The 19,577-nt window shown below is 57.9% G+C and carries 11 protein-coding genes; 4 read left to right on the forward strand and 7 right to left on the reverse strand.

From position 1 onward, the window contains the following. Positions 1 to 100: 100 nt before the first annotated feature. Positions 101 to 3,049, forward strand: a complete 2,949-nt coding sequence (locus NAC44_RS06235) for a bifunctional [glutamine synthetase] adenylyltransferase/[glutamine synthetase]-adenylyl-L-tyrosine phosphorylase (protein ID WP_250939088.1) — start codon at positions 101 to 103, stop codon at positions 3,047 to 3,049. Between the two features lie 45 nt (positions 3,050 to 3,094). Here NAC44_RS06235 and NAC44_RS06240 read toward each other — a convergent pair whose 3' ends face one another. Beyond that, entirely contained in the window at positions 3,095 to 5,407 is a 2,313-nt protein-coding gene (locus tag NAC44_RS06240; protein ID WP_250939090.1) for a PAS domain-containing sensor histidine kinase, read from the reverse strand. Here NAC44_RS06240 and NAC44_RS06245 point away from each other — a divergent pair. Beyond that, entirely contained in the window at positions 5,301 to 5,546 is a 246-nt protein-coding gene (locus tag NAC44_RS06245; protein WP_250939929.1) for a hypothetical protein, read from the forward strand. The two genes, NAC44_RS06240 and NAC44_RS06245, sit on opposite strands and share 107 nt — an antisense overlap. Positions 5,547 to 5,721: 175 nt before the next feature. Here NAC44_RS06245 and pepN read toward each other — a convergent pair whose 3' ends face one another. After that, on the reverse strand, positions 5,722 to 8,370 hold the full coding sequence (gene pepN / locus NAC44_RS06250) for an aminopeptidase N (protein WP_250939093.1): 2,649 nt from the start codon (positions 8,368 to 8,370) through the stop codon (positions 5,722 to 5,724). Between the two features lie 1,348 nt (positions 8,371 to 9,718). On the opposite strand from pepN, the gene NAC44_RS06255 reads away from it, so the two are divergent. Then, positions 9,719 to 10,633 carry a hypothetical protein gene (locus NAC44_RS06255; RefSeq protein ID WP_250939095.1) on the forward strand — a complete coding sequence of 305 codons (915 nt, stop codon included), beginning with the start codon at positions 9,719 to 9,721 and terminating at the stop codon, positions 10,631 to 10,633. A gap of 575 nt (positions 10,634 to 11,208) precedes the next feature. On the opposite strand, the gene NAC44_RS06260 is transcribed toward NAC44_RS06255, so the two are convergent. Then, positions 11,209 to 12,102: a uracil-DNA glycosylase gene (locus NAC44_RS06260; protein WP_250939097.1), complete on the reverse strand. Its 894-nt coding sequence runs from the start codon at positions 12,100 to 12,102 to the stop codon at positions 11,209 to 11,211. A 44-nt stretch (positions 12,103 to 12,146) separates the two neighbouring features. Then, positions 12,147 to 13,445 carry an Hsp70 family protein gene (locus tag NAC44_RS06265; protein ID WP_250939099.1) on the reverse strand — a complete coding sequence of 433 codons (1,299 nt, stop codon included), beginning with the start codon at positions 13,443 to 13,445 and terminating at the stop codon, positions 12,147 to 12,149. A 156-nt stretch (positions 13,446 to 13,601) separates the two neighbouring features. On the opposite strand from NAC44_RS06265, the gene NAC44_RS06270 reads away from it, so the two are divergent. Further along, positions 13,602 to 14,651 carry an alginate lyase family protein gene (locus NAC44_RS06270; RefSeq protein ID WP_250939101.1) on the forward strand — a complete coding sequence of 350 codons (1,050 nt, stop codon included), beginning with the start codon at positions 13,602 to 13,604 and terminating at the stop codon, positions 14,649 to 14,651. A 6-nt stretch (positions 14,652 to 14,657) separates the two neighbouring features. Here NAC44_RS06270 and NAC44_RS06275 read toward each other — a convergent pair whose 3' ends face one another. The 3 genes from NAC44_RS06275 to NAC44_RS06285 form a co-directional block, all read right to left on the reverse strand. Continuing rightward, the gene (locus tag NAC44_RS06275; protein ID WP_250939103.1) at positions 14,658 to 14,873 is read right to left on the reverse strand and encodes a hypothetical protein; all 216 of its coding nucleotides are present in this window, start codon (positions 14,871 to 14,873) and stop codon (positions 14,658 to 14,660) included. A 107-nt stretch (positions 14,874 to 14,980) separates the two neighbouring features. Continuing rightward, the gene (locus NAC44_RS06280; RefSeq protein WP_250939105.1) at positions 14,981 to 18,112 is read right to left on the reverse strand and encodes an efflux RND transporter permease subunit; all 3,132 of its coding nucleotides are present in this window, start codon (positions 18,110 to 18,112) and stop codon (positions 14,981 to 14,983) included. 3 nt (positions 18,113 to 18,115) lie between these two features. Next, positions 18,116 to 19,360, reverse strand: coding sequence for an efflux RND transporter periplasmic adaptor subunit (locus tag NAC44_RS06285; protein ID WP_250939107.1), 1,245 nt, complete (start codon positions 19,358 to 19,360; stop codon positions 18,116 to 18,118). Positions 19,361 to 19,577 lie beyond the last annotated feature (217 nt).

Below are 19,577 nucleotides of genomic sequence, written 5' to 3' on the forward strand. Positions count from 1 at the left end.
AACGCTATATATTTGCTGCATAATTCCTTAAATCGATTCCGATTTAAGGAATTATGCAGTAGGCTCTTGTTGCAAGAGGAGAGCGGCAGAGGAGCAGCGGATGATGGAGAGGGGCGATATCTGCCTCAGTGCACTGGAAAACAATCCTTTGCAACCGCTGAACAAAGCATCGGAGAAGGCCGTGCTGGCCCTTCTGAAGGCCAAGGCAAAGGATGATGCGTCGCTCGCCGATTGCCTTGCCAGTGATCTGCCGGTGAAACAGTTTGTCGTTGCGGCGCTCAGCCTGTCTCCTTATCTGCGCGATACGGTCGAACGCGATGCCGACGTGCTGGTGCGCGCCCTGACACGGCCTCTTCAGTCGCAGCTTGACGTGCTGGTGACAAGCGCCCGCAATGCATGGCAGGCGCCGGAGGGGCAGGATATCACCCCTTCCGAAGCCGAGGTGATGCGGCACCTGCGTCGGGCCAAGGGGGAACTGGCCTTTCTGGTGGCGCTTGCCGATCTGGCCCGGATTTTCGATGCAAGACAGAGCACGCTCTGGCTGAGCCGCATGGCCGAAGCCGCGGTTTCCGCCGCCATCGATCATCTGCTGTTATCCGGCCATCAGGCGGGGCAATTGCGGGTGAAGTCTGTTTCCGACCCTTCTGCCGCAAGCGGGCTGATCGTGCTCGGCATGGGCAAGCTCGGTGCGGGCGAGCTGAATTATTCTTCTGATATCGATCTCGTGGTCTTCTTCGATCCCGATTCCGGTATATTGGCCGAGCCCGAGCGGGCAACCGAACTCTATGGGCGGATGATGCGCCGTCTGGTGCGCATTCTGCAAGAGCGCACGGGTGATGGCTATGTCTTCCGCACCGATCTCAGGCTGAGGCCCGATCCGGGTGCCACGCCGCTGGCCGTACCGGTCGAGGCAGCGCTGATCTATTATGAAGGTCGTGGCCAGAACTGGGAGCGCGCTGCCTTCATCAAGGCGCGTCCTGTGGCGGGCGATCTTGCTGCCGGTTTAGCCTTTCTCAAGGACCTGTCCCCCTTCGTCTTCCGCAAATATCTCGACTATGCGGCAATTGCCGATATTCACTCGATCAAGCGGCAGATTCACAGTCACAAGGGTCATGGTGCGATTGCCGTCAAGGGGCATAATGTCAAGCTCGGGCGCGGTGGCATCCGCGAGATCGAGTTTTTCGTCCAGACCCAGCAATTGATTGCCGGGGGCAGAATGCCGCAATTGCGGGTGCGTTCGACGGAAGAGGCGCTTGTGGCGCTGGAAGAGGCGCGCTGGATCGGCACGGCCACACGGCGCGCCCTGACGGAGGCCTACTGGTTCCTGCGCGATGTCGAGCATCGCATCCAGATGGTGCATGACGAACAGAGCCATGAACTGCCGACAAGCGCTGGCGAACTGAAGCGGATTGCGCTTCTTTGTGGTTTTGAAACTGTCACTGTCTTTTCCAACCGGCTGGAGCGGATCTTGCGGCTGGTGGAAAGCTGTTATGCCCGCCTTTTCGAGGAGGAGGATGCACTGTCGTCCGGCGGCAATCTGGTGTTTACTGGCCAGAATGACGATCCCGGCACATTGGAAACCCTGAAGCGGCTGGGCTTTGAGCGGCCCGGCGATATGGCAAAGATCATCCGTACCTGGCATTCGGGCCGTTATCGCGCGACCCAGTCCGTCGAGGCGCGGGAACGGCTGACCGAGCTGACGCCGCGCCTGTTGCAGCGTTTCGGCATGAGCCGCCGCGCCGATGAGGCACTGTTGCGCTTCGACGCATTTCTACGCGGTCTTCCGGCAGGCATCCAGCTGTTTTCGCTGATTGGCAGCAATCTGCCATTGCTTGATCTTCTTGTCACGGTGATGGCCGCAGCCCCGCGCCTTGCCGATATCATTGCCAGTCGCCCGCATGTCTTCGACGGCATGCTCGATCCGGCGCTGATGGTCGAGGTGCCGACGCGGTCCTATCTGACCGGGCGGCTGAAAAGCTTTCTCACCGGCAGTCTCCATTACGAGGACCTTCTGGACCGGTTGCGGATTTTTGCCGCCGAACAGCGCTTTCTCATCGGCATCCGGCTATTGACCGGATCGATCGATGGTGCCGTTGCCGGATCGGCCTTTACCGATCTCGCCGATCTTCTGCTTGCCGAGGTGCTTGCTGCCGTTCAGGCGGAAATGGAACGGGCACATGGCAGGATAGCGGGTGGGCGGGTTGCGCTTCTCGGCATGGGCAAGCTCGGTTCACGCGAATTGACGGCAGGCTCGGATGTCGACCTCATTCTGCTTTACGAGCATGACGATGACGCGGAAGAGAGCACCGGGGAAAAGCCGCTCGATCCGGTGCGCTATTACACCCGCTTTACCCAAAGGCTGATTGCGGCATTGTCTGCGCCGATGGCCGAAGGCGTACTCTATGCGGTGGATATGCGGCTGAGGCCGTCCGGCAACAAAGGGCCGGTGGCCACGCGACTTCATGCTTTTGCCCGCTACCAGAAAGAAGAGGCCTGGACCTGGGAGCATATGGCGCTATCGCGCGCGCGGTTGATTGCCGGTGACACGCAGTTGATGCAGGAGGCTGCGCGGGTTGTGGCCGATGTTCTTCTCCTGCCGCGCGACACGGCAAAAATTGCCGCCGATGTTGCAGAGATGCGGGCGCTGATCGAGCAGGAGAAGCCGCCGCATTCGCTCTTTGATCTGAAACTCGTGCCGGGCGGCATGATCGATCTCGAGTTCATGGCACAGTTTCTTGTGCTGACCAGCGGTGCCAGTGATGGCTTTTCTGGCAGGCCGACGGTGGAAATACTGGCTGCCTTGGCCGGGAAAGCTGTCACTGATGATGAAAGACAGCTGCTCTTGACGACACTTCGTCTTTACACCGATCTGACCCAACTGATCAGAGTATGTCTCAACGACGACAGGCTGGCGGAGACGGCACCCGCCGGTCTGATCGACCGGCTGACAAGGCTTGCCGATTGTCCTGACCTGAAAACGCTGGAGGCTGAACTGAAACGGCGCGGCAAGGCTGTTCGCCGGCTGTTTTACCGGATTTTGCAAGTATAGAGCAGTATCCTGAGAAAACCGTTTCACACTTTTCCTGGAACTGCTCTAGCTGGCGCGCGCAACCGGGCTGGCATTCAGCCGGTTTGGCACGGTGATGGCAACGATTGTGCCGACATGTTCGCGGGAGCGGATTTTCAGGCTGCCGCCGTGCAACTGGGTGAGGGAGCGCGAGATCGCCAGTCCAAGCCCTGATCCGCCCCGGCTTTTGGCATATTGGCTTTGCACCTGCTCGAAAGGCTGGCCGATCTTGGCGAGCGCCTGTTTCGGAATGCCGATGCCGCTATCGGCGATCAGCAGCCTGACCCCTTGGCCGCTGTGATAGGCCCTGACGGTGATGCGGCCTCCGTGATCGGTGAATTTGACTGCATTGGCGAGGATGTTGAGCAGAATCTGCTTTATGGCGCGCCGGTCGGCTTTGAGGGACAGGTCGGTGGCGATTTTCTGATCGACGGTGATGTTTTTCTCCTTGGCCGAGACGCTGGTCAGCCGCAGGGTTTCGTCGATCAGCGAGGCAAAGTCGATCTGCTCCAGCTTCAGCACCATATGGCCAGCCTCGATCTTCGACATGTCGAGAATATCGTTGATGACATTCAAAAGATGTTTGCCGCTGTCGTGAATATCGCGGGCATATTCGGCATATTTGGGTGAACCGAGCGGGCCGAACATGCCGGTCGTCAGGATTTCCGAAAAGCCGAGAATGGCGTTGAGCGGTGTTCTGAGTTCATGCGACATATTGGCGAGAAATTCCGATTTCGCCTTGTTGGCCGCTTCCGCACGTTCCTTTTCCGCCAGATATTTTTCATTGGCGTCGGACAGCTCTGCTTTTTGCCGCTCCAGCTTCTTCTGTGAGGATGACAGATCGCCAATAGTCGCCATCAGCCGTCTTTCCTGCTCACGCAATCTCTCCTGATGCCGCTTGAGAAGGGTGATGTCCGTGCCGACCGAAACCAGACCGCCGTCGCGGGTGCGTCGCTCGTTGATCTGCAGCCAGCGCTCATCGGCCAGTTGCAGTTCAGTGGTGCGAGAGACACTCTTGCTGCCGGAATCGGCAATGCGTCGCTGGATGATCGGGCGGCTGGCTGCCGCCTCTACCGCTGCGCGCTCTGCGCCTGGCACAAGAACGCTGTCTGGCAGGCCGTAAACTTGCTGAAAATGGCCGTTGCACATCACCAGGCGGTCATTCTTGTCCCAAAGCACGAAGGCTTCCGAGGTGCATTCGATGGCGTCTGCCAGCCGCTGGTCGGCCTCGGCATAGCGCTGTGCCAGCCGATGCTGTTCCGTCACATCCATGGCAATGCCGATGATATGCGGTGAGCCGGAATTGCTGCGCAGCACCTGTGCACGGGCGCGCAGCCAGACATAATGGCCGTTGGCATGGCGCATCCGGAACACCTGATCGATCTGCCGGTCACCATCGCGGCCAATGGTGCGGGCCAGCGCGTAAAGATTGCCGTCATCGGGGTGCATCAGTCGGGCGGCATCAGCAAAGGTCAGATCCCTGCCGGAAGACGTTAGACCCAGAATGTCGTACATCGAGCTCGACCAGACCAGCTTGCGGCTGGCGAGATCGAAATCCCAAAGACCGCAGCGCCCGCGCGACAGCGCCGTTTCAACCCGGCGATTGGATTCAATAAACACATCCGCCGTATCCCGGGCGCGCTTGGCCTGAGCAAAATAGGCATAGAGCACGCCGATCAAAATCAGCGCAATGGCGGCAAATAGTGTGACATTCAATGCCATTTCGGCGCGCCAATGGTCATTGGCAGCTTTAAGGGAATGGGCGGCCAGCACAAGGGCACCTTGATCTCCCGAGGGCATCAAGACGGCAATATGACGATAGCCGTCGATCGCGGTTTCAATCGCGCCTGTGCGGTCGTTGTAATGGGACAGGGCGGCCACTTCCGGAAACAGGCTGAATACGGAAAGGCCAATGAAATGCGCACCACTGGCGCTGGCGGCTATGACCTTACCGTTCGGATCGAGCAGGAGCACGAAGCTTTCATGATCGACCAGCCGGTTCGGCAGGAACCGGGCGATCACCGCCTCTGCAGCAGCTCGTGACAATTCGGAGGGCTTGTCGCTGATCGAGGCCAGAGCCGTTGCGACAGTGGTTGCCATCATCGCGGTGGAATGGCGCAAGGCGCTTTCTGTGCGGGCATAATCCGACATTTGGCCCAGTCCGCGCGCCAGACCCAGCACGATGAGAAACGCCACGACAAGCAGCGGAATGATCCGCCGCAGCGCTTCATCGGTGCTTGTTGCCGACAATCCCTTCACCGCTTGCAGAAATGACACAAATCCAGGAAATTTGAGTCGCAACCGCTCATCGGCTGCGGTTGCCCGCTGCACGTTCGACATTATCCCCGCCTTGATTCCTCGTGTCCGCTGGATGCCGCACAAGACAGCAGCCAACCCTGCCGTCTTTCGCTTCACGCGCACATTGCGCGTGAAACAAACGCCAGCAGAAAGCCCCGATACGATTGCCGCATCAGGTTGATTCTCGATTCGGCGCGCCGCTCGCCCGAATCTAAGCTAATGAATCATTTGCGAATCTGTCTGTCCAGCGGAAAAAAGTAGGAGATTGTTAACCCTTTGCCGAGAATCATTTTTTTAATCGGTCAACGGATTGAAGGGGGAAGAAAACCTTCCCCCACAGTTTTCATGGGAAACAATCAGCCGGCGAGCATCCGGCTGACAATGTCCTGCACATCGTTGGACAGGCCTTGTGCCGCGGCAATCCGGCTCAGGGCGGAGCGGGCCTTGGTGGCGCGGTTGCTTTCCAGCATGGCAAAGCTGCGCATCGAGGTCAAAAGCCTTGCGGCCAGTTGCGGATTGCGCTTGTCGATGGCGAGGATTTCATCGGCGATCAAATCATAGGCGGCGCCATCGGCCCTGTGAAAGCCGGTGGGATTGGAGAACGCGAAACTGCCGATCAGGGCGCGCACCCGGTTGGGATTGCCAGCATTGTAGCGGGTATAATGCATCAGCGTCCTGATCCGCTCCAGGGCATCCGTGCCGGGTATGGTTGCCTGAATTGAAAACCATTTGTCGATCACCAGCGCATTGTCGCTGTAGCGCGCCTCGAAATTGGCAAGGGCCGCCTGAGTCTCTTCCGTTTCGGGGCAATAATGGGCAAGCAGCGTCAGAGCGTGGGAAAGGTCCGTCATATTGTCGGCCTTGCCATAGGCTTCTGCCGCACGGGCAGGACCAGCCTCGGCCAGCGTGAGATAGAGCAGGGCGGTGTTTTTTAATGCCCTGCGACCGGCAGAGGCCGCATCCGGGCTATAGGCGGTCGCAGTGGCCAACTCGGTGCAAAGCCGGGCAAACAGATCATGCCCCTTTTCGGCTACGGACTTCAGCAGGTTTTGACGGGCCGCATGGATGGCATCAGGGTCGATATTGCCGCCATAGTCGCGTGCGATGTCAGCCTCGCTCGGCAGGCTGAGCGCCTGGGCGCGGAAGGCCGGCTCAAGCGTGTCATCGCTGGCAATCGCCAGCAATGCCTCGATCAGTGCCGGATGATCGGCTGCGGTCTCGCCGGAAAGAATGCGTTTCGTATCCGCGCAAAGTGCTGGCAGGGCCAGATCGGTCAGCGCCTGCCAACGGCAGAAGAGATCGTTATCGTGGCGGGCAATCAGGGCCAGATCGGTGTCCGCCTGGCTGAAATGCAGGATAACCGGGGCAGAAAAGCTACGGTTGAGTGACAGAACCGGTTTCGACTTGATCCCTTTGAAGACAAAGCTCTGCTTCTGTTCGGTCAGATGCAGCACATCACCGGACACCTCACCACCCTCGACGGCGCTGGCCTTGAGGCTTGCCCCTTTGGCCGAAAGAAGGCCGAAGCGCAGCGGTATATGCATCGGCTGCTTGTTCGGCTGGCCGGGTGTGGGCGGTACCATCTGTTCCAGATCGATACGGAAACTTTTGGCTGAAGCGTCATAATCTGTGGTCACGGTCACATGCGGTGTGCCGGCCTGATTGTACCAGAGGGAAAACTGGCTGAGATCGCGTCCTGAAACATCGGCAAAGCAGCGCACGAAATCCTCGACCGTTGCGGCTTCGCCGTCATGGCGGTCGAAATAGAGATCCATGCCCTTCTTGAACAGTTTCGGCCCGAGGATGGTGGCGATCATCCGCGTGACTTCCGAGCCTTTTTCATAGACTGTGGTCGTGTAGAAATTGTTGATTTCCCGGTAGCTTGCCGGACGCACCGGATGGGCCAGCGGGCCGGAATCCTCAACGAACTGCTCGGCGCGCAGATGCCGGACCTCGGCAATGCGCTTGACGGCGCGGGAGCGCTGATCGGCGGAAAATTCGTGATCGCGGTAAACCGTCAGGCCTTCCTTGAGGCAGAGCTGGAACCAGTCGCGGCAGGTGATACGGTTTCCGGTCCAGTTGTGAAAATATTCATGAGCGATGATCGCCTCGATATTGGCGTAATCGGCATCAGTCGCTGTCTGGGGATCGGCCAGCACATATTTGTCGTTGAAGATGTTGAGGCCCTTGTTTTCCATGGCCCCCATGTTGAAATCGGAGACGGCAACGATCATGAAGATATCCAGATCGTATTCGCGACCGAACACCTCCTCATCCCATTTCATCGAGCGTTTCAGCGCGTCCATGGCATAGGCCGCGCGCGGTTCCTTGCCGTGCTCGACATAGATTTTCAGCGCGACCTCGCGGCCCGACAGTGTGGTGAATGTGTCTTCCACCACACCGAGATCGCCCGCAACCAGGGCAAAGAGATAGCTCGGCTTGGGATGCGGATCGAACCAGGCGGCAAAATGCTTGCCCTCGCCATAGCCCGCTCCGCCGAGGAAGTTGCCGTTCGACAAAAGCAGCGGATTGGCGGCCTTGTCGGCGATGATATTGACCGTATAGATCGCCAGCACATCCGGACGGTCTGGAAAATAGGTGATGCGGCGGAAGCCTTCGGCCTCGCATTGGGTGCAATAGATGCCACCCGAGCGATAAAGCCCCATCAATTGCGTATTGGCCTCGGGATTGATCGTGGTGATCACGGTGATCTCGAAAGGCGCGCTTTCCGGCAGATCGCGAATGACCAGCAGGCTGGGCGTGGCCGTATACTGCGCCGCATCCATCTCGATCTGATCGAAGAGCAGGCCGTCCAGCGCCAGATCGTCGCCATCGAGCATCAGGGGCGCTCTTTTGTCCACCCCTTCGCGCCGATGAAAGATAAGGCGGGATTCCACCCTTGTCTTTGTCGGGTCCAGCTCGAACGTGAGATCCACCCGCTCCAGCACAAAATCGGTCGGGTGATAATCCGCCAGGCGTATGACCTGGCCCGTTTCTGTACGCATCAAAATATCCTGATCCGGCCTATTCATCTTTGCCAGCGCAAGCAGATCTTGCTATTGCGCCGACCCAATTCGCGAAAACTGTGTCAGAAATTTCTGAACGATTACTAAAGTTATCTGAGTATTTCGTGAGGAATTCAAATAATCAATAAATTTTATGAGGTTTTCTTCGGCTGCGGATGGCGAGCCGGGTTGAGATCACCTCATCCTGCCCGGTTTTCTGGATGATAACGCTATGCCAACAAGCCCGCATATTCTTCGTAGCCCAGGATCCTGGCTTAGGCGATGCTATTGCCCTGATCTTCATAATAGGAACCGTGGCCTACTCGTGGTTCGATTTGAAGATTTGCGAGCCATTTGCTGAATGGTTGAGAGCAAATGTCACATTCATTCCACTAGGCCTGCGGGTTGCGCAGGGGGCATGCCTAAACCGCCGCTGAGCCTTATTGCTGGCGATGACTTTTATCGATCCGTCTAGAGCAGACTATCCGTTCACTCTACAAGATGTTCCGGCAGATGGGTCCCTTTTTCGACAATGGTCTGCCCATCCACCTGCCAAAGCGCAATATCCTTGCCCACCAGTATACAACAGCCGAGCGTTCAAAGAGATTGCGCATGATGAACCGGACCAGTTTCAGGGCGGGTCGGTTAGGCTCTGATGCTGGCATTCTCTCAATATTAAGATGAGGATGATGCTTCAGCTTCCTGATTTCATGGAAAATGCCGAATATTTTATGGTGAATAATCTTTGAACAATCAGCATTATCGTGTATGCACCTGACACTTGAGCCGCGTGTCGCATTGGTATTGCAGTGAAGAATGCGGGACCTATGAGTGTAGTTCGTTGTTTGAGGTGTGGGATAGAAAGCTGAAAGCTTTAAGAGCTCAGGAGCATCATCACTTTTTCATAAAAATTGCACTGCATGATTATATCAGTGGAATGAATTTGACATGTGAGTTCCAGGTTCGTCATACGCTGTACTCAAATGTCAAGAATAAAAAATAGAGTTTATCATGTTTCATGAATATAGTGAGAGGCTATCACTCTTTGTTCTTACGCATGTTCGGACAGAAAATCGCAACGGAATTTTCTCGGGACAGTGCTCTAAAAAGAAAATGAAAACAAAGGAATATGATGCTTTTCAGGTTCAGTATAATCTTGGCAGACACTTAAACCAGGGTATCGTGATGAATACGAAGGGCATGGCGGGTTTTCAATGATCGTCTGGTGCATCGCTCCCAATGGAGGTGCTGGACGGTTTTGAGTTATGATGCATACACACAAGACGAGTGCACGACAGGATGAACGACGTGATTGCATCCGTGCGCGAGCGTGAATAAGGAGGCGGAAATGGTGCTATCGAAAGACTATCTGGCGTCCTCCTGGCGTTTTGTTGAAGCCTCAGCCATGCTCGCCGGTGCACTGGGTCAGCAGTTTCAGGAGAGTCCAAGGCTTTCGCGTTCGCTTGTGTCGCATCAACGTTGGTTGATCACCCATGCGGCTTTCGCACTCGCTGCCGATTACCTGGTGGGCAAGGGGTCGGGTTTGACTGCAAGCGGTCTTAAGGACTGGATGGTTTCTAAAGATATTGCCAGCCGGAACACGGTTCTAAGCTATGTCGATCAATATCTTTTTCTGAAGATTCTGACCCCTGCCGTTGAAAGCCGCAAGCGCCCGCGACGGCTCGAATTGTCCCCGAGCACCATAGAAGCCATGCAGATGTGGTTCTCAGCCAATCTGATGGTGCTCGATTATGTTGATGGCGGCGGGCGTCTGGCTCTTTATCGCGATAATCCCGATATCTTGTTGCATGTTCAGCCAGAAATGGCTCGCCGCTGCATTGCCGATGATTTGTGGCGGGAACCGCCAAAAACCATCGGGATTCTGTTGTGGACAGAAAGCGGCGCTCTGGTCATGGATGAATTGATGATCCGCGTTGCCAAGGCCCCGGTGGAAAACGGTTATTTCAATCTGGGTTTCATCGATATTCCGGCGATGGCGGAACGGTTTATGATGTCGAGAACCCATTTGCAGCGCTCGTTGAAGCGGGCGGAAGATGAAGGCTGCGTCGTGCGTCAGGGCAAGGGACGGCATAGCCAGACATTACTGTCGCCGCGATTCCTTCAGGAATATCGTGCCTGGTTGGCCATCAAGGCCAGTATTCTTGATGAGGTTTTGCACGAGGTAGCGCTTGAAAGAGGGTGGCACTTACCCGCATGCGGCCTGCAGGAAACAGCACCGACGCTTTCCCTGGACAAGCGTTAACAGGCTGGTTTCAAAACGGAATAGCCCGATTGAGGTCCGATTCTGCCTGCTGCGTGTGTGAGGCAGAACGGGTAAAGGCTGTCGAGGCCTGAACAGCCGCTGAAATCTGCGCCAGCGCTCTGGTGAATGTTCTGGGTTTGGCTGTCTGTTTTGTCATCATCGTCAACTCTTAACCTGTGTCTGCGTCTGATCAGCAGCTGGGCCGGCGCAAAGGATCCAGTCCTCGCGCCGTTGCCTGTTCGAAGGCCACCTGAAGCGCGCGTCCTGTCTTCCTGGGGTGGCGAAATGCAGTCATTGCCTGGCGTAAAGAGCCAAACGCACAATGCAGTGGCCGTTGATCGCGTCGAATCACGTTCAATTCCGATCCTGTCTGCTTCAATCCCGCTTATATTGCACTGCAACACGAAATTTTCAATCGCATTACGAGCGGCTCTGCCATGCGCTGACCGCATGGAGGAAACCCGATCCTGCATTGCATTTTCAATGCACCGAATGGCTCTCGATTGGACCATGCTGTAGCCTATCGGACTGCCTGAAAACGTGTTCCAGTGTTCCTGGAACCGGTTCTTGCAATATCAATCCGATGTCTGCTGCAGATGCTGGTGAAAGGCGAGAAGATCGCGCCAGGCAAGGGCCTTGGTGGCAGGGGCGGTCAAGAGGTCGTGGGGATGAAAGGTCGCCAGTGCGGCGGTCGTATGATCGCCGGCGGCAAGTTTATGCCACTGACCACGCTGGCTATGGATCGTGCCATTGCTGTTCAGAAAGAAGCGGGCGGTAAAATTGCCGAGCAGCAGCACCGTTCTGGGTGCGGCAAGCGCAATCTGCCGTTCGATGAACGGGCGGCAGATCTCGGCTTCGGCCCGGGTTGGCGAGCGGTCTCCGGGCGGACGCCAGGCAATGGCCGTAGTCAACATGGCCTTGTCGCGCGAGAGGCTGATTGCGCCAAGCATCCGGTCGAGCAAGGCCCCGGCACGACCGCTGAAGGGAACACCCTCGCGGTCATCATCGGCAGAGGGCATGGGGCCGATGATCATGATGCCGCTGTCTGCCGGTCCTTCGGCAAAGAGGGTGGAGCGGGCGCTAAGCTTCAGATTGCAGCCGGCAAAACCGTGAAGCGCCGCGCGCAATTCCTCAAGGCTCGTCGCACTTTCTGCCGCAAGCCGTGCCTCTGCAATCGCGGCATCGTCGGGAATGGTCGCTCTTGGCGTTGTTGGGCCGGAAGAGGAAGAGGGTGGCGAGGCGGTCTGCGCGGCCATCCGCTCACGCGGCGAGGGTACCGGGCTCTGGTTTGCCTGCTCTGCCCGTGTGGCCGCCGGAGCTTTCAGTTCCGCGCGGGCGCGTTTTTCTGCCGCAAACTGCGCCATCCGGTCGACAGGCGCGTCCTCCAGCAGCCATTCCACGCCGGAATCGGCATGAAAGGCCAGAAGGGCTGCCAGTTCTGCGGCGGTCATGTCGCGGGGCGATATCATGGTCTTCTTGTAACCAAGCCGCTTGCGGAAGGAAACCGCTTTGTTCAGTCCTGCACCGTCCAGCGGTCGATATCGTCGCGCTCGCCGATCAGTGCCAGACCATGGGCGATGGACACCATTTCGCCGCCGGTCTCGATCCGCTCCGCGCTGAAGCGGTCGGTGAAGATGCGCCGCACGGCTGGTACGAAGGAGGTGCCCCCGGTGAGAAACACCTTGTCGACCGCCTCGGGCCTTGTGCCGGTTTTGCTCAGAACGTCCTCAAGCGCCTCTTCGATGCGGGCGAGATCCTCGCCGATCCAGCGTTCGAAATCTGCGCGTTTCACCCGCTTTTGTCCGGCAGGGCCGAGCGGGGCGAAATTGAACTCTGCCTCATCGGCGGCAGAGAGCGCGATTTTTGCCGCAGACACCGCCTGGTAGAGTGGATAGCCTTCGTCATGCTCGACCAGATCGACGAACAGCTCCAGTTTTTCCGGCTCCAGGCTCTGGCGCACCAATTGTTGCAGGTCGGCAAATTCCTTCGAGGTTTTGAACACCGAGAGCTGGTTCCAGCGGGAAAAGCTCGCATAATAATTGCTCGGCACATCGAGTATCTTGTCAAAACTCTTGAACTGGCTGCCCTTGCCGATGTCCGGTGCAACGAGATGATCGATGATGCGGGCGTCGAACTGGTCTCCGGCAATGCCAACGCCGGAGGTGCCGACCGGAATGGCGGAGAGCTGCCCGTTGCGGGTTTCAAAGCGGATCAGCGAATAGTCGGTGGTGCCGCCGCCGAAATCGGCGACCAGAACGGTGGCGTCGCGTTTCAATGTGCGGGCAAAGTAGAAGGCGGCAGCCACCGGCTCATAGACATAATGGATTTCCTCGAAGCCTAGCCGCGTAAGAGCGGAGTGGTAGCGCTGCATCGCCAGCTCCGGTTTTGGCGAAGCCCCGGCAAAATGCACCGGCCGCCCGACGACGATGCGGCGGGCTTTTCCCGGCCAACCCTCTCCGGCATAGGATTCCAGCCGCTTGAGAAACACTTCCATCAGGTCCTCGAACTGGAAACGTCGGGCATGGACCAGAGTGCCCTGAAACAGCGGCGAGGCGGCAAATGTCTTGATCGATTGCAAAAACCGGCATTCGCCGGGATTGTCGATGAACTGGCGGATGGCGGCGTGACCTGCTTCCACCTTCAGCGCGCGTGCGCCAAGCTGCGGGTCCTTCATGAAGGACAGCGCCGTTCGCATGCTGTCCGCCTCACCGGCGGCGGAGGTAAAACGGATCGACTGCGTGTCACTGTCATTAGCTGCAACGGCAATGACCGTATTGGTGGTGCCGAAATCGAGGCCGAGCGCCTGGGTCATGCTTCTCTCCTCTGAAAAGTCATCGTGTGAGGTGGAAAAATACAAGGTGAAGGCAGCCTTGCCTGAAAGGAGCCGCCTTTTCGCATAGGCTTTGTCGTGGCACAAGGGAGGAAGATCAGGAGGCATTGGAAATTACGCATGCGAATTCATATGCGAATGTCCGACATTATTGATGCATGTATCACATCTTTCGATGTGCCATGTCGTCTTGTCTTGCCTCTGCTGGTTCTTGTCGCGGGCCTGCCGCTGCCGGTTGTTGCGGAAACCTGCGCTGCGCCAAATCCGGCGGAGCTGAAAAGCCTGCGCCATGCGGTCGATGCCGAGCCTTTGCAGCCGCGGGCCATCGCGCGGGTTCATACCGAAGGCACCCTGCCGCATCAGGGCATCTGGGATCAGAGCCTTGCGGCGGAACGGGATTGGCCGTTGATGCTGAACCTTGCCCGGCTTTATCGCGCCGAACACAGGCCGGACGATCTCAAGCGCGCCGAAGCCCTGCTGACGGCCTGGGCGGTCACGTATCGGCCGAGCTACAATCCCATCGATGAGACGGGGCTCGATGCGATGATCGACGCCTATCGTCTGCTTGACACCGATCTCGACCCCAAAACCCGCTCTGCGGTTTCGTCTTTCCTGAAAACGCTCGGCAATGGCTATCTCACCCGTCTCGAGAATGACCTCAACCCGGCCAAAGGCTCCTGGATCAACAACTGGACCTCGCATCGGGTCAAACTGGCAGCGCTGACGGCTTTTGCGCTGCATGACCCTGCGATGATCCAGCGGGCGAAGATGGCCTTCATCGCCCAGATCAATCGCAATATTGGCCCGGAGGGCGAGACGGTAGATTTTCGCCAGCGCGATGCGCTGCATTATGTCGTCTACGATCTCGAACCGCTGGTCCGTGTGGCGGTGGCGGCGAAAGAGCAGGGCATGAACTGGTATGGATTGAAAGGAGCCTCGGGTGGCGATCTTGAAAAGGCGCTTGCTTGGTTGAAGCCTTATGCGATGGGAGAAAAGACCCATCTGGAATTTGTCCATTCCACCGTGCCCTTCGATGCGGCGCGCAGAAAGGCTGGCGTGAAGGGCTTTGAAGGTCTATGGCAGCCGAAACGCGCGCTGCGTCTCTACCGTATGGCCGCTATGCTCGATCCGCGCTATCAGCCGATCGTAGACCAGCTTGGTGGCAGAAAAGAGTGTTTCATCCGCTGAACAATGTCAGCGGATGAAACGGTCCGCCGCCCAGGTAACGGCCAGTCCGGCCACGGCCAGCAACCCGCCGCGGATGATCCAGGGGGTCTGATTGATCATGAAGCTGGAGGCGGGGTAGGGGAAAAGACCGGCCCCTTGAGCCATCCATAAAATGCCCATGAGAACAACAAGAACACCCAGTAGTGTGACGATGCGGCGCAAAGCAATCATGGACAGTCCCATAAACTGTTTCAAAAAACTCCCGGTCTGTCGTAGCGGAGGCCGGGAGATCCTTGCAAGACACATTCATCTGATCAACCGTGACGGGCAGTGGTCTGCCCGTCACCTGTTCATTCCGCCGCCAGTGCCGAGCCGGAAGACGAGCCGTCATTATTGGCCGGATGATGATCGTCCTTGCGTTTGAACAATCTGGCCAGCGCCTTGCCGCCGCGATCCATCTCGACGAAAATCACCGGGGTGATGAACAGTGTCAGCATTTGCGACACGATCAGCCCGCCGACCACGGCAATGCCGAGCGGCTGGCGCAGCTCCGAGCTTGCGCCCTGACCGAGTGCGATCGGCAGTGCGCCGAGCAGGGCGCAGAAGGTGGTCATCATGATCGGGCGGAAGCGGCGCACGCAGGCTTCGTGAATGGCCTTCATCGGCGTTTCGCCGTCCGCTCGGATCAGTTCGACGGCAACGTCGATCATCATGATTGCGTTTTTCTTGACGATGCCGATCAGCATGAGCAGGCCGATCAGTGCAATCACCGATAGGTCGAAGTTCAGGATCTTCAGCGCCAGAAGCGCGCCGAGCGCCGCCGCCGGCAAGCCGGAGAGGATGGTGAGCGGATGGATGAAGCTTTCATAAAGCACGCCAAGCACCACATAGATGGTCAGCACCGCTGCCAGGATCAGAATCCCGGTATTGCCCTGCGACTGTTTGAAGATCGCCGCCGTGCCGCCATAGGAGGTGAAGACATCGTTCGGCACGCCGAGATCACGCTTGATCTGATCGATCCTGTCGGTGGCCGAACTCAGCGCCACGCCATCGGGCAGGTTGAAGGAGACGGTGGTCGAGACGAGCTGGCCGGTCTGGTTGACGGTCACAGCGGAATTGCGCCGTGTCACCGTGGCAAAGTTGGACAGCGGCACCAGCTTGCCGGATGTGCTCGACAGCACCATGATGTCGCGCAGCAACTGATCGTTCCACTGGGTCTTGCGGGTAAATTCGACGATAACGTCATAACTGTCCCCGGTTGACTGGATCTGGGCGGCGTCATAGCCGCCAAAGGCCATTTCCAGCGTGTTCCGCAGCTGGCTATTGGTGATGCCGAAAGCGGCTGCCTTGTCGCCGTCGATACTGATATCGGCGGCGATCGCATTGTTTTGCGCATCCGTTGTCACGTCGGTGAACATCGGATCGGCTGTCATCGCATCCTGGATTTTCTTCGCCCATTCATTGGTGGTATTGGCGTTCAGCGCCTGAATGACCAGCTGATACTGGCTGGCGGTGCTGCGGCCGCCGAAGCGCAGGTTCTGCTGCGGTGTGACATAGGAGCGGATGCCGACCACTTTCGTCAGCTTGTGGCGCAGGCTGGCCAGCGTCTGTTCCAGCGGCGGACGGTCGTCCTTCGGTTTGAGCTGGACGAACATCGTGCCGTTGTTGAGCGGGCTGCGGGTACTGCCACCGACGATCGATGTGACATGATCGACGGCAGGATCGGCCTTGACGATTTTTTCCACCTGTTCCTGCAGCGCTTTCATCGCCGGATAGGAAATATCGTCACGCGCTTTGGTGGAAATGGTCAGGCGGCCAATATCCTCCTGCGGAAAGAAGCTGGTCGGCAGGGTGGCAAAGAGCCAGCCGGACAGGGCAATCGATCCGAGAAACACGAGGAAGACGGTGCCGCGATGTTCCAGGCACCAGCCAACGGAACGATCATACCAGGCAAGGGTTTTGTTGAATCCCGCATCGAACAGGCGGATGAAGAGCGGTGGTCTGCCGGAATGGGAGGAAATGCGCGCCGCCAGCATCGGTGTCACTGAGAGCGACACCACGGCTGATGACAGGATGGCAAGCGTCACCACCATGCCGAATTCGTTGAACACCCGGCCGATGACGCCGCCCATCAAGAGGATGGGAATGAACACCGCTACCAGCGACACTGACATCGACAAAATCGTGTAGCTGACTTCGCCCGCACCCTTTAGCGCCGCCTCGCGCACCGGCATGCCCTGTTCGACATAGCGCAGAATGTTTTCCAGCATGACGATGGCGTCATCCACCACCAACCCCACCGCCAGCGTCAGGCCGAGCAGCGAAATATTATCGACACTGTAGCCGAGAACATACATGCCGCCGAAGGTGGCAACCAGCGACAGCGGCACGGCCAGCGCCGGAATGAGCGTTGCCGTCAGATGACCGGTAAACAGATAGATGACCATGACAACCAGAACGATGGTCAGGCCCAGCGTAAACTGCACATCGTGAATGGATTCGCGGATCGATGTCGAGGCATCGTTCATCACGTTGATTTTCAGCGATGGCGGCAATTGCAGCTTCAGTGAGGGCAGCTTTGCCTTGATTTCATCGACGACCTGCACCGTATTGGCATCCGGCTGGCGCTGGACGGCGAGAATGATGGCGCGCTTGCCGTCAAACCAGCTGCCGGCATCGAGATTGTCGACGCTGTCATAGACATGGGCGACATCGGACAGGTGGATCGGCGCACCGTCATGGGTGGCCACCACCAGCGATTTGAACTCGGCGGCATTGGTTTTCTGGGTATTGGCATTGATCGTCAACTGCTGCTGCTCGTTTTCCAGCGAGCCGACCGGCGTCTGGCTGTTGGCATTGGCAATCGCCGTCGTCAGCGTATCGACGCCAAGGCCGCGTGCCTGCAGTTTCTGCGGATCGACGCCAATGCGGACCGCATAGGTTTGTGAGCCGTAAATCGTCACCTGCGCCACGCCGCTCAAGGTCGAAAGAAGCGGCGAGATAATGTTTTCGGCAATCGAATCCACCTGGCTCGGCGGCATCTCGTCGCTGTTGACGGCCAGAAGCAGGATGGGAGCATCCGCCGGGTTGGTCTTGCGGTAACTCGGCGTCGTGGTCATGTTGTCCGGCAACGACTTCGTGGCGCGCGAAATTGCCGCCTGCACGTCGGCAGCAGCGGCGTCGATATCGCGGTTGAGATCGAACTGGAGCACGATCGACGAATTGCCGAGCGAGTTGGTGGCGCTGATTTCGTCAATACCGGGAATGGTCTCGAACTGCTTGATCAGCGGTGTGGAGACCGACGTCGCCATGGTTTCAGGCGAAGCGCCCGACAGCGTTGACGTCACGTTGATGGTTGGAAAATCGACCTGTGGCAGCGCCGCCACCGGCAAAAGGCGATAGGCGGCAAGACCGGCGAGGATGAGGCCGATGGCCAGAAGCGTGGTCGCGACCGGCCGATTGATACAGAAGGCAGGGATCATCGCTCAATCCTTCCGGTCGTTGTCGGCGAATTTGGTCGGGTCGCCAGCGGTTTTCGTTCCCTTGAATTCTTCCTGCACGCTCTGGCCGTCGGCCAGCTGCGCCATGCCTTCGATAACGACATGGTCGCCATTCTTCACGCCATCCGCCAGCGCCGTCATGTCGCCATTGGAACGGATGACCTGAACCGGCTGGGCATGTGCCTTGCCATGCGCATCAACGGTATAAACAAACGATCCATCGGCACCGGGGCGTACGGCAACGGTCGGCACGACGACGCTTTGCTGGTCTGTGGTGAAGTGAACGGTGACATTGACACTCTGGCCCGGCCAAAGCGCACCCTTAGGGTTCTGGAATTCACCCTTGACCAGGATGGTGCCGGAGGTGGTGTCGACGCTGTTATCGAAGAAGGTGAGCTTGCCTTCGACTGGTATGCCGCCGGTATTCTGCGGGTCCACCGACACTTTGACCGGCGTTCCGGTCAGCGCCTTGTGCAGCATCGGCAGATAGCGTTCGGGCATCTGGAATTTCACATAGATCGGATTGTAGCGGGTGATGGTCACCACCGCCGAGCCGGCGCTCATATAGGCGCCGGGGCTGATCTGGATATCGCCGAGACGGCCGTCGAAGGGCGCGACGATCTTCATATGCTCAAGTGTTACCTGATCTGAGGCAAGCGTTGCCTTGTCGGCTTCCAGTGTGGCGACGGCTGAATCGCGGCTGGCCTTGGCCTGCTCATAGGTTTGCTGCGACTGGGCATTCTGCTTCAGCAGGCTTGCAGCGCGCGTCAGCGCCGCCTCATATTCGGCAAGATTGGCTCTTGCGCCATCGATATTGGAGCGGTCCTTGTCGACGGTTGCCTGGGCGACGCGATCATCCATCTGGGCAATGACATCGCCGGTTTTCACATCCTGGCCGTCCTCGGCGACGACCTTGGTGATCAACCCTGCCTCAAGGGCGGAAATCGTCGTCGTATCCTCAGCCTCGGCCCAGCCGGTGGCGGGCGCGTCGATCGGCAGGGCGTAGACGGTGGCGGCAACGGTCTTGACCGGAACAGGGCCACCCGCACCGTGGCGGCTTGAACCCTGTTTCTTGCCATCGCCTGCGCCATGACCGGCCGCGGCATCGGCTGTTGCCGTGCCGCTGGCCGGTGCGGCCCATTGCTTGAGAAGGGGAATGTTGGCGCGATAATGCCAAGCGCCCGCAGCAGCCAGCGCGACAAGGCAGATCCCGGTCAAAACTTTTTTCATATGTGTAACCTGCAAGGATGAGCTTCGGAGTATGCTCATCGTCAATCACGATTGTGCAACGCCAAAATGATGATAATGCAGAACTATACAAAAAGAGTGAGAAAATACCCTTAAATTTCGGTAATGTAACCTTGAGCTGGGTTGCCTGTTTTTTGCGCGCAGCTCAGTCAAACCTTGTTCCGGCAGGTTCACAACCTGCCGGTGCCTGTTCTGTAGA

This window comes from Allorhizobium sonneratiae, from assembly GCF_023700755.1.
In the GTDB taxonomy this organism is placed as follows: domain Bacteria; phylum Pseudomonadota; class Alphaproteobacteria; order Rhizobiales; family Rhizobiaceae; genus Allorhizobium; species Allorhizobium sonneratiae.

What these genes read in the sequence shown, in the direction of transcription:
- NAC44_RS06255 (WP_250939095.1), top strand. Translation starts at nt 9,719, where the DNA reads ATGGTGCTATCGAAAGACTATCTGGCGTCCTCCTGGCGTTTTGTTGAA.
- NAC44_RS06265 (WP_250939099.1), bottom strand. Translation starts at nt 13,445, where the DNA reads ATGACCCAGGCGCTCGGCCTCGATTTCGGCACCACCAATACGGTCATT.
- NAC44_RS06275 (WP_250939103.1), bottom strand. Translation starts at nt 14,873, where the DNA reads ATGGGACTGTCCATGATTGCTTTGCGCCGCATCGTCACACTACTGGGT.
- NAC44_RS06260 (WP_250939097.1), bottom strand. Translation starts at nt 12,102, where the DNA reads ATGATATCGCCCCGCGACATGACCGCCGCAGAACTGGCAGCCCTTCTG.
- NAC44_RS06240 (WP_250939090.1), bottom strand. Translation starts at nt 5,407, where the DNA reads ATGTCGAACGTGCAGCGGGCAACCGCAGCCGATGAGCGGTTGCGACTC.
- NAC44_RS06280 (WP_250939105.1), bottom strand. Translation starts at nt 18,112, where the DNA reads ATGATCCCTGCCTTCTGTATCAATCGGCCGGTCGCGACCACGCTTCTG.
- NAC44_RS06285 (WP_250939107.1), bottom strand. Translation starts at nt 19,360, where the DNA reads ATGAAAAAAGTTTTGACCGGGATCTGCCTTGTCGCGCTGGCTGCTGCG.
- NAC44_RS06270 (WP_250939101.1), top strand. Translation starts at nt 13,602, where the DNA reads ATGTCCGACATTATTGATGCATGTATCACATCTTTCGATGTGCCATGT.
- NAC44_RS06235 (WP_250939088.1), top strand. Translation starts at nt 101, where the DNA reads ATGATGGAGAGGGGCGATATCTGCCTCAGTGCACTGGAAAACAATCCT.
- pepN (WP_250939093.1), bottom strand. Translation starts at nt 8,370, where the DNA reads ATGCGTACAGAAACGGGCCAGGTCATACGCCTGGCGGATTATCACCCG.